Below are 16,582 nucleotides of genomic sequence, written 5' to 3' on the forward strand. Positions count from 1 at the left end.
CTTTTAACCAATAATATTATTTTAAAATAATATTATTTTAAAAGTAATGTAAATAACACAAAAACAGATAAAGTGACTATTGATTTTATTCATAATACCCTCTATACAAAAAATAAAGCTAATAATCGGCGAGGTATAAACTCCTCACCGATTAAAGTTTCACTATATTTTACAACAAGCTTTCCATTTCATTTAATTTTTCTTCAAAAACATTTAAAGCCTCTTGAATTGGATCAGCTTTCGTCATATCTACGCCAGCTTTCTTAAGTACTTCAATTGGATAATCTGAGCTCCCAGCCTTTAAGAAGTTAATATAACGCTCTACAGCAGGTTGACCTTCCTCTAAAATACCCTTACTCAACGCTGTTGCAGCACTAAAGCCTGTTGCATACTGATAAACATAGAAGTTGTAATAGAAATGTGGTATTCTTGCCCACTCTCTACCAATTTCCTTATCAATATGAATATTATCACCAAAATATTTTTTGTTAAGATTATAATATTCTTCTGTTAAAGATTCTGCCGTTAACGCCTCACCATTTTGAACTTTCTGGTGAATGCTTTGTTCAAATTCCGCAAACATTGTTTGACGAAAAACAGTGCCACGGAAACCTTCTAAGTAATGATTCAATAAGAATAAACGCTGTTTCTCATCCTTAATTGTATTTAACAAATAATCATTTAACAGGTTCTCATTACATGTAGAAGCTACTTCTGCAACGAATATTGAATAATCACCATACGTATTCGGCTGTGTATTTCTCGTATAATAACTATGCACAGAATGACCGAATTCATGAACTAAAGTAAATAAGTTATTCACGTTATCCTGCCAGTTCATCAAAATATATGGATTTGTACCATATGCTCCTGAAGAGTATGCACCGCTTCGCTTTCCTTTATTCTCATGTACATCTACCCAACGATTCTCAAAACCTTCTTTAAGGACACGATTATAATCTTCCCCAAGAGGTGCTAAACCTTCTAAAACATAGTTCTTCGCTTCCTCATATGATACATCCATCTTTACTTCTTTCACCAATGGCGTGTATAAATCATACATATGAAGTTCATCAACACCTAAAACTTTCTTACGTAAGTCAATGTAACGGTGCAATAAATGCAAATTATCATTAACTGTTTTAACTAAATTATCATACACTGTTTCTGGTATATTATTAGCACTAAGGGCTGCTTGACGAGCAGAGTCATAATGACGCACTTCAGCGTTAAACTGTTGCTTCTTTACATTACCAGCTAATGTACTAGCAAATGTATTTAAATATTTACCATATGTTTCGTAAACTGCCTCAAATGCATCTTTTCGAACACGACGATCTGCGCTTTCTAAGAACGTAATATAGCGACCATGTGTTACTTGTACTTCCTCACCGTTCTCATCCTTAATAGATGGAAATTCAATGTCTGCATTATTTAACATACCAAATGTATTGCTAGAAGCATTTAACACTTCTGAAGCTTTAGCAAGAAGCTCTTCCTCACTTGCTGATAAAACATGTGGTCTTTGTAAATTAATTTCTTCGATAGAATGTTTATATAGCTTTAAATCTTCGCTTTCTTGTAAGAAAGCATTTAACTTCGATTCATCAATACTTAAGATTTCTGGTAGAATAAAAGAAAATGCACTTGCACTTTGTGAGTACAATGTCTTCGCACGATCATCCATTCCTTGATAATGTGAGTTCGTAGTATCTTGATCGTATCTCATATGTGAGTATGTATATAATTTTCCTAGACGTTCAAATACCTCATCTTGAAATTGTAGTGCTTTGTATAATTGTTCCGCACTTTCTCCAAGAGTACCTTGAAATGAACTCGCCTTACTAAGCTCTTCTTTAACACCTTTAAATTCTTGCTCCCAATCAGCATCAGTTGCAAATATATCTTCCAATCTCCATGTATCTTCAACCTTAATTTCTGAACGAGCAGGTAGAGCTTTTGGTTTATTATTTTGTGACATAGCTAATCCTCCGTTTCAAATAATGTGACATCCATTTCATTAGGATACAGAATAATTATACTATTAATTCTGTATCCTAAATTAAATTCCTGCTTATCTTTTAACTTAGTGCCTTTCTCATGAGTTCATTATAAATAAATGATACCTTTTGGTAAAAAACCTTTTCTTGCTGAGGTTCTTCTGGGTTAAAGTTTTCTACTAAACGATTTAATATATACTTACCCTTCTCGATTCGTTTTAACACACCTAAATTTTCGAGCATGTAAACATAATATTTCACTGGAAGTAATGGCTTAATAGGTGAAAGAAACGGAAAATGACGGAGAACAATCGTTTTCTCTTTTAAACAATATATAAGAGCTCTTTTCCAATCCTGTGAAGTGATTGAATCACCTAGCATTTTATTTTTCAAAACACGTTCAAGCAACCAAAATTGCCACTCGATTGTATGTGTCTTATAAAAATGACCATATGGAACAGGAATACCGATTTCATGAGGAAACGTTGCAGGAAACATTCTAGCTAAATAAAGAGCACGATAAAAACCCGGAGAAAAGGTGGCATATTGAGAAGCATTAAGACGCCATTTTTGTTTGGCTATTATCCAATCTGAATAATATATAGGAGCGTTTACGGGAGTCTGCAATAATTGAGGAAAAGATAGTTGTTTCAATTGCATAAATTGTGGTTTCGAAATAGTTAGACGAGATGAAAAAGAAGTAAGCTGCGATAAAACAGTCATTTGATGTAATGAGGGAGAATAGAAGAACAAACGTGGCGCCAATAAACTTCCTGAGATAGCGTACCACTGAAAGGATGAAATCAAATAAGTATTATACCTCCGTCTCTTTAAAAAAGTGCTACACAGAATCCACAATGGTATAATACGATGCTGTAAGTAGGTCTGCGTTCGTTTAATCATCTCGTCTAACGAAATAGAAGAACATTGAAATTCGATTGCATATCCCTGATTTCCATAAATCACATACAAATCTGCCCTCTGCTGAAAGGTCGAAAAATATTTCTCTAATTCTACCGCATACCCTTGATTATTTAGCCATTCATACAGATGTTTTTTTCCTTGTAAATGCTCTAGTGATTCACCTTCTGAAGCATAATGACATGTTTCATTCGCCATATGTGCAAAATGCGGAATTTTCACCCTCCCTGCCTTCATATTTACTCGCTTGTTGCAACATGGGCAATAATACGTATTCATTCGATATTGTTGTATTTCATTTCTTGTTAAAGACAATAATGATAGAATCGTTCCATCTTGAGACTTTGCTACTAACATTTTTTATCCTCCTTTCTATTCCAAAACATTCGACAAATTTCTATGTAATCCTGTTTTATCGAAAAAATAAATGATAAAACATGTAAGCTTCTTCAGATAGCTATAAAAGCGTAAAAGGGTTGTTCGAAAAGTGATTAAAAGCACTTTCGAACAACCCTTCTTTCCCAACTAATATTTACAATAATGGCGATAGTAATCGACAAGTTGATTCCATAATACGATGCCCAATATGACGCTTCTTAAAAGTATCTCCATGCAAACTCTGAGATTCTTCAATATCTCCAAGAAAATCATTTACTAATTTATGCGTACTATCCGTTCTATATAAGAACGCATTTACTTCGAAATTCAAATGAAAACTCCTCATATCCATATTCGCTGTCCCAATTGATGCTAATTCACGATCTACTATAACAATTTTGCTATGCATGAAACCTTGTTTATATTCATAAATTTTCACACCTGCTTCAAGCAAGTCCAAAAAATAAGAACGAGAAGCATGCCATACAATTCTTTTATCCGGATTTTTAGGCACTAGGATACGAACATCAACCCCACTTAATGCAGCTACTTTAATCGCTTGAAAGATATCCTCATCTGGAATGAAATAAGGTGATGCAAGCCAAACAGATTCTTTCGCTGAAGTAATCATGCTGAAGAAAATATTCTTTATCACGCTATATTCATTATCTGGACCACCAGCAATCATTTGTACACCACCATGTTCATGGCTAATAGGTAACCTAGTAGATAAATATTCGTCTGTTAAGAAACTTTTATTTGTACTATAATACCAGTCTTGCAAAAAAATCAGTTGCAGTGTCCGAACCGCTTCTCCCTCTGCTAAAAGATGTGTATCACGCCAAAACCCAAAGTTTTTATTTCTCCCTAAATATTCATCTCCGATATTTAAACCACCTACGAAGCCAACATGACCATCAATTACGATTATTTTTCTATGGTTTCGAAAGTTAGCTGTATTCGTTAAGAACGGAAGTCGCACAGGACCAAATGCCGCTACTTCAACACCACCATCGCGCAGTTCTTTAATATATGCATTCGGTAATGTCCATGACCCTACCGCATCATATAAAAAACGAACTTTTACTCCATGCTGAGCACGCTCAATTAGTACAGACTTAATTTCATTGCTTATACAATCATCACGTACAATATAATACTCTAAGTGAATATGGTGTCTTGCCTTCTTTAACTCATTTAAAATATGAGTAAATGTTTCATCTCCATTCGTTAACACTTTTGTTCTTGTAGCAAATGAAATTGGGCTATTACCAATCTTTTGAGCAAGTGATATAACCTTTTTTTGATGATTCCCCATGTCTTTCAGACGCTCTTCACTAACATCTGACTCGCCTTCGATTCTCAGAAAAGCTTGCTTGTCCAAAAAATATTTCTTTCGATAAATTCTTTCTTTTCGATAATTCCGTCCAAACAAAAAGTAAAAGATAAAACCGAATAAAGGAAAAGCCGCAATGACTACTAGCCACGTTAACGTTTGCGTTGGATGACGATTCTCCATAAATATAACTACACCTATTACAAAGGCTGAAATGGTTAAAATAATACTTATAAAACTAAAAAAATTGTCATGTAATCGATCTTTAAATATAAACCATAGGCCAGCAAGCATACAGATAAAAATCCCTAGCCTGACTGTATTTCTCATAAAATCTCCCTTCAATCTATTACACTGTTGAATTTAATTTCTTTATACTATTATTTCTACGTACGAAACAACTAAATGGTTCATTATTTTATAAGAAAAGCGCAAGCGCCCGTTTTGCGACGTATAGATTGGAGCACTCTTCTTTCGATAAAGGAAAAACCGAAATGTGGAGAACGCCCGTTTATCGGTGACAAGCATAAGGCAAGCTAGCTAGAAGGTCGCTTTTGACCTTCTGGACTGATTGACTTATGACCTCGAGCCGATGCGTTCAGAACTAGACAACATGAAGAGGCGGTAGCCTTTTTCGTATTGACTTATCGTAGGGAGATGGGCGAAATCTATACGTCGCTGGGCGCTGGAACTAGACACCACACAAATTTATATACATACTTACACTTTATTCCTTTAATGAAGTTGAACTTTCTTAAAGTACAAAAAAAGGGGCGATGCAAAAAGTAATTTCCATCACTTTTCGCACGCCCTTTGTAAGCTTTATAGACATTCGTAGTCAGTTACGTGAACTTTGTCTGTTATGTTAAATTTCTAAATTTGGCGCTTTTAAATAGAATATTGCCTATATCACATCTTAAAAGCTACATTTTAATTAAGAAAAATATTTTCGAAGGGTGTTAAATACATCATCAGCGATAATTTCTTTACCATACTCTTGTATACGATGAATAGTTAAAGATGATTCAATGCCGTACTCTAACAGAACACTTAACGTGTCATCAATAAAGCCTTCATCCGTTTCTTCATCCTCAAATTCAACGTATAAGTAGTATTTATTTTCAAATGAGTATAAGGAAGATTTAAATCCTTCTAACCCATCTCTTTTGCTTAAAGAGATAACATCTTCAAAATCTTCGAATCGAATCATACATTCTAATACATCAAGATCATATTCTACAGCATCATCCGTATCATTTTCTTGCTTCACATGGAAATGCTGGTCTAGGAGCGATTCAATTCTTTCATCCACAGGTAACTCTTTGACTTTATCATCAGAAATCGGAATTTCCAAGTTATTGCCATCTTTTGTAAATTGCGCTTTCGTAACCATTATTTCTAAACCTTTATCCAATGCTTGCACTTGAATCCAAAGCGGCCCTTCGATTGCAAATTCTTCTTCATGATGAATTTCATCCATCATTTCCCAGAACAATTCTTCGCTCCGATCTCGATTATACCAAATCTCATCACGATCGAATCCTCTTTCCTCAATATCTACATATGAAATATAAAATTTGACTGTATATTCATTAATTCGTTCTATTTCCATAAAACCCCTCTCCCTTCTATCATAATTATAGTGTGAAGGGAATTACCCCCAAAAAGTGAGTCGAGTCGTACAATCATTTTACCCTAGTTCTTAAATCATAATCATACTGCTATTTTATGATAAAAATGTTAAGAAGGAAAACAAAATGCAGTATATTTATAAAAACAAACTTTCGCCTAAAGATTGCTCTAATTTTACATAATATTTTAGCTTTTATCAAGGTTTGCTATCTATTATCCTCCTCTATAAGTTTCGTTAACGCACATTAGAAACATCCTTTTCCTATATTCACACTATACCCATTTCAAAAAATGAATCAAACAACCATAATTAGAAAAGTGTCTATAAAACAACATATGTTGCATAATTGTTTGAATTTTTTCAATATCATGATATTATATGTGAACAATCAAATATTTACATTTAATATCGAAAGTTATTTTTTATGTTAAAGCTGACTTATTCGACATATAATGCAAAACTCCTCTATCCTAGTTACATATGTAATATTAGTCAGAAAATAAAAAAAGCCCTCGACTTGGATAGTCAAGGGAGATATAGAAATTAGTTAACCATACGTTGAGCTTCACGAAGCTGAAACGTACGTACTTTTCTTGGAAGGAATCGACGAATCTCGTCCTCATTGTAGCCAACTTGCAATCTTTTCTCATCAAGAATAATAGGTCTTCTTAATAGACCAGGGTTCTCTTTTATAAGACGATACAATCTTTGCAATGGCAATGTTTCTAAGTTCACATTCAGTTTCTGAAAAGTCTTAGATCTTGTGGAAATGATTTCATCAGTTCCGTCTTCTGTCATACGCAGAATTTCTTTAATTTCTTCAATAGAAAGAGATTCTGAAAAGATATTTCTTTCTACATAAGGTATGTTATGTTCTTCTAGCCAAGCTTTCGCTTTTCGACAAGATGTACAGCTTGGTGATGTATATAAAGTTACCATAACTATTCACACTCCCCTTTTTATAGAACCCTTTTGATCTATGATTGGGAAAACTTTTTCCGTTCATGAACGACACACTAAATTGAAATAACTTTAAATAAAGAATGTCTAAAGTCAATTATACATGATATTTTCATAAAATGAACACCTTTTTTAAAAAATAAAAAAATATTAAAAAAAGCTGTTACTTCAAGGTTTATTCAACCGTTTGCGCCAAGAAGAGCAATTAACATCCTTATTAACAAGCCTAAACTCCACTGAAAATAAAGAGACTAAATTCTCATTTATCACAGTTTATTCATATTTTAATATAATATAAATGGAACCTTCTATTACTAATATACCCTCTGTTATCATTCGCAAACTTATAAAAAATTTAATTTTTTAAAGATATTAAATTTACCGACAATAAAAAAATACCTCTCATTTCAAAGATTTTGACTATAGCTGTCGAACACCTATAACATTATAACTTAACAGCGTTTAAATTTCCAAAATATTCTTCCTTTCATACATATATTCTTTTACAATAGAAGAAAAGAATGCTTTTCAAAAGGAGGCAAATTGATGGTCGGATATTTCATTGACTTACTGATTGTTGCCGTTCTTGTGATCGGTTTCACCGCATTAAACGGCGTAATCGGAAACTCCATTGGAGAAAAACTATTTGGTGGTAAAAAGAAAAACATTCATGTAGATGCTTCAGTACAAACACAAACAGGTTGGAAACAAGTTGGTGGTAAATAAAAAAAGCGCAAGCACCCGTTTTGCGACGTATAGATTGGAGCACTTCGACTGAGATAAAGTCTACACGAAGAGGCAGTAGCCTTTTTCGTATTGACTTATCGTAGGGAGGTGGGCGAAATCTACTAGTCGCTGGGTGATGGAGCTAGACACCGCACAAATTTATATCTTTTCTTATCTTTTAATAAAAACCGGCACCGGTCCTTTTATTACCTTTAGAAAAGCTCCCAATTCACGGGAGCTTTTTCTTTTATTTCTTTAGTTGCTCTTGATATTGCTTGAGCTCTTTCTCCGAACATAAAACGAAGTGTCCTGGCTTGACTTCACGCATTTTTACTTCTTCACCCTCACTATATTGATGCACTGCTGGGTCGTAAGGGGTACGCTTTCTTTTACGCTCACTAATTGGGTCTGGTTGCGGGATAGCTGATAGCAATGATTTAGTATAAGGATGAAGAGGATTATTATAAAGTTCTTCACTTGTAGTAATCTCAACTAATTTACCAAAATACATAACACCAATACGATCGCTAATATATTTGACCATTGATAAATCGTGCGCGATAAATAAATACGTTAACCCTTTTTCTTTCTGCAACTGTTTCAATAAGTTAACAACTTGCGCTTGAATCGAAACATCTAAAGCTGAAATCGGCTCATCTGCAATAATGAAATCCGGTTGCACCGCTAGAGCTCGCGCGATACCGATACGTTGACGTTGGCCGCCTGAGAACTCATGTGGATAACGATTCGCATGCTCACGATTTAGACCAACCGTTTCCAATAGCTCATACACTTGATTCATTCGCTCTTCTTTTGATGAAGCAAGCCCGTGAATATCAATACCTTCCGCAATGATATCACTAACTTTCATACGCGGATTTAAAGAAGCGTATGGATCTTGGAAAATCATTTGCATTTTACGGTTTAGAGTCTTCATTTCTTCTTTAGACTTCTTACCATGTACATTCTTTCCACGGAATAATACTTCTCCATCTGTCGCTTCATATAGACGAATAATCGTTCTTCCTGTAGTTGATTTACCACAGCCAGATTCTCCAACAAGCCCAAGTGTTTCACCTTTGTAAATGAAGAAAGAAATATCGTCAACAGCTTTAACTATATTATGTTTCCCTGCGTTAAAATACTGCTTTAAATGGTTTACTTCTAATAAAATCTCTCTTTGTTCCATTTTATTTACCTCCGTTAAGAGAAAGGAAATACTCTTTTCTTTTTAACACTGCTTCAGGTGGTTCTACTTTTGGTGCATCTGGATGTAGTAACCATGTTGCAGCATAATGTGTATCAGATATTTTAAACATCGGAGGTTCTTCTTCTAAATCAATTTGCATAGCGTAATGATTTCGCGATGCGAATGCATCTCCCTTAGGAGGATGCAATAAATCAGGTGGTGTTCCTGGAATAGCGAATAGCTCTTGATCCCTTGTATCTAAATCAGGCATTGAGCTAATCAATCCCCAAGTATATGGATGCTGGGGATTATAGAAAATGTCATCAACCGTTCCAATTTCAACAATTTTCCCAGCATACATAACAGCAACACGATCTGCCACATTCGCTACAACACCTAAATCATGCGTAATAAAAATAATTGATGTATCTACTTTCTCTTGAATTTTTTTCATTAATTCTAGTATTTGTGCTTGAATCGTTACATCAAGTGCCGTAGTAGGTTCGTCTGCGATTAATACTTTTGGCGTACAAGCAAGAGCAATAGCGATAACAACACGCTGTCTCATACCACCTGAAAATTGGTGTGGATATTGTTCAAAGCGCTCTTCTGGTTTCGGTATACCAACTAGCTTTAGTAACTCTATCGTCCTCTTTTTCGCTTCCGCTTTACTCGTTTTATGGTGCTTTATTATCGGCTCCATAATTTGTTTACCGACCTTCATTGTTGGGTTAAGCGAAGTCATCGGATCTTGGAAAATCATCGAAATATCTTTTCCACGAATCTTCTGCATTTCACGCTCACTTAATTTAGTAATATCTTTGTCGTTAAATAGAATTTCTCCTTGCTTAACTTCAGAGTTACCTGGTGGTAAAAGTCGCATAATCGATTTAGTTGTAACAGACTTACCTGAACCTGATTCTCCTACAATTGCTAATGTTTCACCTTTATATAAATCGAAGTTAACACCACGAATAGCTTGTACTTCTCCATTAAATGTATGAAATGAAATATTTAAATCTTTTACTTGTAATATCTTTTCCATTCAATCTCACCTACCTTAATCACGCATTTTCGGATCTAGCGCATCTCTTAAACCATCTGCCATTAAATTGAAACAGATCATAATTAAACTAATAGCAATAGCTGGGAAAATTAACATATGTGGATATGTTAATAATGCTTTATATCCGTCATCTATTAATGTACCTAAAGAAGCAGCTGGTGCTTGTAAACCAAGTCCAATAAAGCTTAAAAATGCCTCAAAGAAAATGGCACTTGGTATGGTAAACATCGTATTAATGATGATGACACCCGCCAAGTTTGGTACAAGATGTTTAAAAATAATTTTTGCATTTGAGTTCCCTAATGTTCTAGAAGCAAGAACAAATTCTTGTTCTTTCAGTTTCATAGTTTGTGCACGTACAACCCTCGCCATACTCACCCAGCCTGTAACAGATAAAGCAATCGTAATGGATAAAATACCTGGCTCCAGCACTAGTATCATTAGTACAACTACAACTAAGTTCGGTATACCCATTAATATTTCTGTTATACGCTGCATGATATTATCAACACGACCACCAAAATATCCAGAAATGGCACCATATGCAACACCGATGACCATATCAATAAAAGCTGCTAAGAAAGCAATATATAAAGAGATTTGTGTACCTTCCCAAAGACGAGTAAATAAATCTCGACCTAACGAATCTGTACCAAACCAGTAGTACGTATCTTCATCTACCTTTTTCACTTTATACATATCTACTTCAGTTCCAGCTTTATTCTTCATTGTCCCATCAAAAGGTAACCAACTAACATTCTCTAACACTGGTATCTTAGCAGGTAAGTTCGCATGTTTTACATTTTGAGCATCTGCATCTTTACCGCTAATTAACGGGCCTACAAAAGCCATAATAATAAGCAATGCAATAAGTACCAAACTGACTATGGCACCTTTATTTTTTCGTACTCGCAACCAAGCATCCTGCCAGAAATTCAAGCTCGGCTTCACAATTACTTCATGCTTTGAGTGATCCATAATGGCAGGCTGAAATTTATCTTTTGAAATCGTTTGGTCAATATTCGCCATTATTTCCGTCCTCCTGCTAATCGAATTCGTGGATCAATTAATCCATAAAGAATATCTACAATTAAAATAACGACTACAAATAATGCAGCGAATAATAATGTTGTTCCCATAATAACTTGATAATCATTAACTTGTATCGCTTTAACGAATTGCTCACCAATACCAGGAACTGAGAAGATTTTCTCTACAACTAAAGAACCTGTCATTAACGAAACAGTTAAAGGTCCTAAAACTGTAACAACTGGTATAAGAGCATTTCTTAACGCGTGCTTAACAGCCACTTCAAATCCACTAGCGCCCTTTGCTTTTGCCAGTGTAATATAATCAGAACCTAATACTTCTATCATTTCTGTTCTCATAAAACGAGCAGCAATAGAAATTGGGAATATGGCTAATGCAATGGTCGGTAAGATGGTATATTCAAAGCCTCTCCAGAACGCAACCGGAAACCACCCTAGCTTAACTCCTATAAAATACTGAAGCAAACCTGCAAATACGAAACTTGGAATCGACTTTCCTAATACCGCTATAAAGGTCGCACTATAATCAATCCAAGTATTCTGTTTAAGCGCCCCTATCAATCCGAGTGCAATACCAAAAATCGTTCCGACGAGCATTGCTTGGAAGCCTAACTGTGCTGAAGGTCCAATTAAATTACCGATAATATCCGTAACCGGAGTATCGTTATATTGGAAAGAAGTCCCTAAATCACCTTTTAGAATGTTACCTATGTACTTAGCATATTGCACCGGAATAGGATCATTTAAACCGTATTTTTCATCCATGATCTCTATTTGTTCTGGTGATAATTTATTAACATTCTTATAAGGTGCACCAGGAATTATTTTCATGAGGAAAAATGTAAAAGAAGCTATTATAAATAGCGTTAATATCATATAAAAAATACGTTGTGCTATATACTTAACCATTTCCTGCACCTCCTAAATTTTTAGAATTATTAGATATTTACGGTACAGGTAAAAAGAGAGTATATCGAAATATACTCTCTTTTATTGACATTACATTAGAATGCATGTACCAGTAAAAGATTATTCATAAATTTTAATATATTGATAGCTATACTCTGGTCCAACTGTATGATAAGTAAAGCCTTTTACTTTAGGGTTAACTAATAGATTAGAAGCACGTTGGTAAAGTGGTGCCACTGCTGCTTGATCTTCTAAGACCAATTTTTCAGCCTTTTGTAAAAGTTCCCATCGTTTAGCTTGATCAGCTGTATTGTTAGCATCTTCGATATATTTATCGTATTCTGCATTAGAAAAACTCATTTTGTTATTTTGACCATTTGTTACCCAAAGATCTGAGAAAGAAATCGGATCTATGTAATCTGGGCTCCATCCAGCTGCTTGAATATCATAGTTTTGCTTTGTATCACGATCTAAACGTACTGCGAAAGGAACAGCTTCAATCTTAATAGTTAAACCTTCAAGATTTTTCTCTAGTTGATCCTTCACATACTGACCAATCTTCTTCGCACCCTCGGAGTCATCTCCTAGGTAACGAAGTTCAACTTTATCAGTTTTAAGCTCTTTCAGACCTTTTTCCCAATACTCTTTAGCTTTCTTCTTATCGTGTTTCATCATATCTCCGTTAGCATCACGGAAATCCTTACCATTCTCATCTTTAACAAAATCTTTCGGCACTGCATAATAAGCAGCAATAGAACCGTTGTTTAATACATCACTTGCTAGATCTTCTTTGTTGATTGCAAGCCCAATTGCTTTACGAATATTCACGTTTGATAATACTGGATTATCTTTTTCGTTTAATTTTAACCAGAAAATACTTGGCTCTAACCAAGTTACCATACGCTCGTCTCCTTCATACTGAGGAACGATATCTGATGATAATTTAGGTGTAATATCTGTTTCTCCAGCTTCAAACGCGTTAACTGGAGCTTGAGTATCTTTAGCAACGTTAAATGTAGCTTTTGTTAAAGTTACATTTTTTGCATCACGATAATTTTCGTTCTTTTCATAAACCCACTCAGTTGCAGTAGGACCGTTCCATTTTGCTAATTTGAATGGACCGTTAGAAAGGTGTGTTTCTGCAGATGTACCATATTTAGTACCTTGTGCTTCATAGAATTTTTGATTAATAGGATAGAAAGTTGGGAATGCCATTAAACCTTTGAAGAATTCAACAGTCATCGGCTTTTCCAGTTGAACAACTAATGTTGTATCATCAGGTGCTTTAACACCTAAAGTATTTAAATCATATGCTTTCTTACTTGCACCAGCTTGAGTAATTTCTTTAGCTCCTACAATTTTGCCATCCATCATATATGGACCATATGTTGAAGAGTTCTTTGGCTCAATCGCTTGTTGCCAAGCAAAAACGAAATCTTTAGCAGTTAAAGCATCGCCATTTGCCCACTTAAGATCACTTTTTAATTTAACAGTGAATTCAGTACCTTCAGCATTTACTGTTGGTTCTCCATCAGCTATAGCATTAACGATTTCACGCTTTTCATTTTGGCGATATAATCCTTCTTGTGTATTGTTTAATGTTGTAAAAGAAACAGTGTCTGTTGCCTTAATACTGTTCATCGTTGGCATTTCTTGAGTTTCTAATACTCTTAGCTCTTGTTTAGCAGCTAATTTATCGCCACTCTTCTTGTCTTTGTCACCGTCTGCTTTGTCTTTATCTCCAGAACAAGCCGCTAGAAACATACTTAGTACTAAAGTTAAAACTAAAAGCAGAGAAAATTTAGACTTTTTCAAATTCATACACTCCTTCTCTGTTTGTTTACATGTTCACAAAATTAATTATACAATTTTTCGTTTGTTTGTAAATTGTATTTTTATCAAATTTTTTAAAAATAATATAAAGTCGTTTTTTTCGCAATCGAAAAAAGCTTATAAAACCTATATTTCTCCTTGTTTTTTCGAACACTCCTAGTAAAATTAGTAATTATATACAAATAACTACTTTTTGCACATATTAGACACACATATGTATATTAGGGGTGAAAAATTATATAAATATATAAATTGAAAATTTTATGAATTTTATTAAAATAATAAAATATTTGTTTTATACTAAAAGAAGCTTCTCTTTTAGCACACATTTTTGCTATACTATTTTTTAAAAAACTTAAAAAAGAGGAAATTTTATGATTGCACAACTAAGAAAACATCCAATTATTATGATTGTATCTACTACATTGTTATTAACAGCATTAATTTCTTTGCTCATATACGAACAAGTAGCATTACTTCACTTTATTAATATTAGCTTCTATTTCTCTAGTGCATGTATTACTCTTGGCTTATTATTCATGATTGTTTCAAATGGTTTCTTCGATGGATTCACTCATGGATTTCGAGTATTGTTTAGAAGAAATAGTCGTGAACGCGGCTTTGATGACAACACTGAAATTATACCTTTGTCACAATTAATGCCGATCCCTCACTCGCCTCTTCTATACAGTGGACTTATTTTATTAATCATAAATCTTATTTGTTTATTTTTTTATTACCAATAATCTTGAATTAATATGCTTTTATGTGAAATAATTGTTAGAATGAGGTTTTATATTACAAGGAGTGACACTTTATGAAAACAATTTTCTCCGGCATTCAGCCATCTGGTTTAATGACGCTCGGTAATTACATTGGAGCAATGAGCCAGTTTGTCGAACTTCAACATGAATACAATTGCTACTTTTGTATCGTTGATCAACATGCCATCACTGTTCCCCAAGAACGCTTACAATTAAGAAAAAATATTAAAAGCTTAGCTGCTTTATATATTGCTGCCGGTATTGACCCTAACAAAGCAACCATCTTCATTCAATCTGAAGTACCAGCACATGTACAAGCTGGTTGGATGATGACATGTACATCATATATTGGTGAATTAGAAAGAATGACACAATTCAAGGATAAATCTTCAGGTAAAGAAGCAGTATCAGCTGGACTACTTACATATCCACCATTGATGGCTGCAGATATTCTTCTATATGATACAGATATCGTTCCAGTTGGCGATGATCAAAAGCAACATATGGAATTAACACGTGATTTAGCAGAGCGTTTTAATAAGAAATATAGCGAAGTCTTTAAGATTCCTGAAATTCGTACGCCAAAAATCGGTGCTCGTATCATGAGTCTACAAGACCCATTGAAGAAGATGAGTAAATCTGATCCAAATCCAAAAGGCTTTATCGCGTTATTAGATGAGCCAAAAGTGATTGAGAAAAAAATCAAAAGTGCTGTAACAGATTCAGATGGCATTGTGAAATATGATGTAGAAAATAAGCCAGGTATTTCAAACTTAATGTCTATTTATTCGATTCTTGGAAATATTTCTGTTGAAGAAATCGAACAAAAATACGAAGGCAAAGGCTACGGCGACTTCAAAGGTGATTTAGCTCAAGTTGTTGTGAATGCTTTAAAACCGATCCAAGATAAATACAATGAATTAATTAACTCGAAAGAGCTTGATGATATTCTTGATGCAGGAGCAGAGAAAGCTAACAAAGCAGCTAATAAAATGCTTCGAAAAATGAATAATGCGATGGGCTTAGGCCGCAAAAGATAAAAAAGAGGCTGTTCCTCAAAGAGATTTTCAATCACTTTGAGGACGCCTCTTTTATCCATTACTCTATATGTTTAAGACTTTTTTGTTCTATCACTTTAGGTGTGGTACTTACTTGCAGAATTTCTCCGTCTAAGTAAATATAGTTATACGTAATATGTGGTTCATCTGCAAAGATAACTGCACATTTATAAGCATAGCCACTATTTCCTTTTTCTAGAGGAACCTGTAAGGATATTATTTCATTATCCTTATATTTCTTCATCAAATGCTCTCGCGTCTTCATTTCTAATTGCTTGATTATATACTGTAAATCTGACCCATTAAATTCTAGATGCTTGTACGGCTGAATATCTCCCTCAAAATATTGTTTTAAATTGACTTGATTAATAAAACCATTTACCATTCGGTATCTATAAGTTCTTTTCGGTTCATCTTGGAATATAACATCTGCAAAGTAAGGTGGTCCCTCCGAAAACTTTCCTCCCGGAGTCGAAACAGATGTAACACTCGTTATATCTTCCTTCTTGTACGTTAACAGTAAATAATCCCTCGTTCGACTCACAATCTCTTTTTTCTCTTGTTTTTGTTGATATGAGTTAATCCAAAAGCCTGCGGATAAAATAAGGATGATGACAACTAATAAACTGAAAAACACAGCTAAAACTTTCACAAGCGGATGAACTGGTACTTTCTCTTTCATTTCAATCTCCTCCCCCATTTTAAAGCTTTCTACACTTTCCATAAAAAACCTTTATTAAAAGTATAATTAGAACAAACC

The 16,582-nt window shown here is 34.3% G+C and carries 14 protein-coding genes; 3 read left to right on the plus strand and 11 right to left on the minus strand.

Annotated elements, in window-relative coordinates; genetic code table 11:
• Nucleotides 1-169 precede the first annotated feature (169 nt).
• From pepF to spxA, 5 genes are all read right to left on the minus strand, one after another.
• Entirely contained in the window at nucleotides 170-1,981 is a 1,812-nt protein-coding gene (gene pepF, locus TX86_RS14490) for an oligoendopeptidase F (protein WP_042349480.1), read from the minus strand.
• Nucleotides 1,982-2,081: 100 nt separating this feature from the next.
• The gene (locus TX86_RS14495) at nucleotides 2,082-3,278 is read right to left on the minus strand and encodes a competence protein CoiA (protein WP_042349481.1); all 1,197 of its coding nucleotides are present in this window, start codon (nucleotides 3,276-3,278) and stop codon (nucleotides 2,082-2,084) included.
• Between the two features lie 175 nt (nucleotides 3,279-3,453).
• Entirely contained in the window at nucleotides 3,454-4,965 is a 1,512-nt protein-coding gene (gene cls / locus TX86_RS14500; protein ID WP_042349483.1) for a cardiolipin synthase, read from the minus strand.
• A gap of 604 nt (nucleotides 4,966-5,569) precedes the next feature.
• Entirely contained in the window at nucleotides 5,570-6,247 is a 678-nt protein-coding gene (gene mecA / locus TX86_RS14505) for an adaptor protein MecA (RefSeq protein WP_042349485.1), read from the minus strand.
• A gap of 564 nt (nucleotides 6,248-6,811) precedes the next feature.
• Complete coding sequence (spxA, locus tag TX86_RS14510; protein ID WP_042349486.1) at nucleotides 6,812-7,207, minus strand: transcriptional regulator SpxA; 396 nt, start codon at nucleotides 7,205-7,207, stop codon at nucleotides 6,812-6,814.
• A 567-nt stretch (nucleotides 7,208-7,774) separates the two neighbouring features.
• Here spxA and TX86_RS14515 point away from each other — a divergent pair.
• Nucleotides 7,775-7,954: a hypothetical protein gene (locus TX86_RS14515; protein ID WP_042349488.1), complete on the plus strand. Its 180-nt coding sequence runs from the start codon at nucleotides 7,775-7,777 to the stop codon at nucleotides 7,952-7,954.
• Between the two features lie 247 nt (nucleotides 7,955-8,201).
• Here TX86_RS14515 and TX86_RS14520 read toward each other — a convergent pair whose 3' ends face one another.
• The 5 genes from TX86_RS14520 to TX86_RS14540 all read right to left on the minus strand — a co-directional run bounded on the left by TX86_RS14520 (nucleotide 8,202) and on the right by TX86_RS14540 (nucleotide 13,982).
• Entirely contained in the window at nucleotides 8,202-9,143 is a 942-nt protein-coding gene (locus TX86_RS14520; RefSeq protein ID WP_042349489.1) for an ABC transporter ATP-binding protein, read from the minus strand.
• 1 nt (nucleotide 9,144) lies between these two features.
• A complete protein-coding gene (locus TX86_RS14525) occupies nucleotides 9,145-10,188 on the minus strand; it encodes an ABC transporter ATP-binding protein (RefSeq protein ID WP_042349491.1) in 1,044 nt (347 codons plus the stop codon).
• Nucleotides 10,189-10,203: 15 nt separating this feature from the next.
• A complete protein-coding gene (gene opp3C, locus TX86_RS14530; protein ID WP_042349492.1) occupies nucleotides 10,204-11,238 on the minus strand; it encodes an oligopeptide ABC transporter permease in 1,035 nt (344 codons plus the stop codon).
• Nucleotides 11,238-12,167 carry an oligopeptide ABC transporter permease gene (gene opp3b, locus TX86_RS14535; protein ID WP_042349494.1) on the minus strand — a complete coding sequence of 310 codons (930 nt, stop codon included), beginning with the start codon at nucleotides 12,165-12,167 and terminating at the stop codon, nucleotides 11,238-11,240. Before opp3b ends, opp3C begins: the two co-directional genes overlap by 1 nt.
• Before the next feature lie 120 nt (nucleotides 12,168-12,287).
• Complete coding sequence (locus TX86_RS14540; RefSeq protein ID WP_042350519.1) at nucleotides 12,288-13,982, minus strand: peptide ABC transporter substrate-binding protein; 1,695 nt, start codon at nucleotides 13,980-13,982, stop codon at nucleotides 12,288-12,290.
• 392 nt (nucleotides 13,983-14,374) lie between these two features.
• Between TX86_RS14540 and TX86_RS14545 the strand changes: the two genes are divergently transcribed.
• Both TX86_RS14545 and trpS read left to right on the plus strand, forming a co-directional pair.
• Nucleotides 14,375-14,746, plus strand: a complete 372-nt coding sequence (locus TX86_RS14545; RefSeq protein ID WP_042349495.1) for a DUF3899 domain-containing protein — start codon at nucleotides 14,375-14,377, stop codon at nucleotides 14,744-14,746.
• A 71-nt stretch (nucleotides 14,747-14,817) separates the two neighbouring features.
• Nucleotides 14,818-15,804, plus strand: coding sequence for a tryptophan--tRNA ligase (gene trpS, locus TX86_RS14550; protein WP_042349497.1), 987 nt, complete (start codon nucleotides 14,818-14,820; stop codon nucleotides 15,802-15,804).
• Nucleotides 15,805-15,862: 58 nt separating this feature from the next.
• Here the strand turns inward: trpS and TX86_RS14555 are convergent, their stop codons facing one another.
• The gene (locus TX86_RS14555) at nucleotides 15,863-16,504 is read right to left on the minus strand and encodes a DUF3139 domain-containing protein (protein ID WP_042349498.1); all 642 of its coding nucleotides are present in this window, start codon (nucleotides 16,502-16,504) and stop codon (nucleotides 15,863-15,865) included.
• Nucleotides 16,505-16,582: the final 78 nt, after the last annotated feature.

This window comes from Bacillus massiliigorillae, assembly GCF_000380245.2.
In the GTDB taxonomy this organism is placed as follows: domain Bacteria; phylum Bacillota; class Bacilli; order Bacillales; family DSM-1321; genus Bacillus_AD; species Bacillus_AD massiliigorillae.

What these genes read in the sequence shown, in the direction of transcription:
- pepF (WP_042349480.1), bottom strand. Translation starts at nt 1,981, where the DNA reads ATGTCACAAAATAATAAACCAAAAGCTCTACCTGCTCGTTCAGAAATT.
- TX86_RS14495 (WP_042349481.1), bottom strand. Translation starts at nt 3,278, where the DNA reads ATGTTAGTAGCAAAGTCTCAAGATGGAACGATTCTATCATTATTGTCT.
- cls (WP_042349483.1), bottom strand. Translation starts at nt 4,965, where the DNA reads ATGAGAAATACAGTCAGGCTAGGGATTTTTATCTGTATGCTTGCTGGC.
- mecA (WP_042349485.1), bottom strand. Translation starts at nt 6,247, where the DNA reads ATGGAAATAGAACGAATTAATGAATATACAGTCAAATTTTATATTTCA.
- spxA (WP_042349486.1), bottom strand. Translation starts at nt 7,207, where the DNA reads ATGGTAACTTTATATACATCACCAAGCTGTACATCTTGTCGAAAAGCG.
- TX86_RS14515 (WP_042349488.1), top strand. Translation starts at nt 7,775, where the DNA reads ATGGTCGGATATTTCATTGACTTACTGATTGTTGCCGTTCTTGTGATC.
- TX86_RS14520 (WP_042349489.1), bottom strand. Translation starts at nt 9,143, where the DNA reads ATGGAACAAAGAGAGATTTTATTAGAAGTAAACCATTTAAAGCAGTAT.
- TX86_RS14525 (WP_042349491.1), bottom strand. Translation starts at nt 10,188, where the DNA reads ATGGAAAAGATATTACAAGTAAAAGATTTAAATATTTCATTTCATACA.
- opp3C (WP_042349492.1), bottom strand. Translation starts at nt 11,238, where the DNA reads ATGGCGAATATTGACCAAACGATTTCAAAAGATAAATTTCAGCCTGCC.
- opp3b (WP_042349494.1), bottom strand. Translation starts at nt 12,167, where the DNA reads ATGGTTAAGTATATAGCACAACGTATTTTTTATATGATATTAACGCTA.
- TX86_RS14545 (WP_042349495.1), top strand. Translation starts at nt 14,375, where the DNA reads ATGATTGCACAACTAAGAAAACATCCAATTATTATGATTGTATCTACT.
- trpS (WP_042349497.1), top strand. Translation starts at nt 14,818, where the DNA reads ATGAAAACAATTTTCTCCGGCATTCAGCCATCTGGTTTAATGACGCTC.
- TX86_RS14555 (WP_042349498.1), bottom strand. Translation starts at nt 16,504, where the DNA reads ATGAAAGAGAAAGTACCAGTTCATCCGCTTGTGAAAGTTTTAGCTGTG.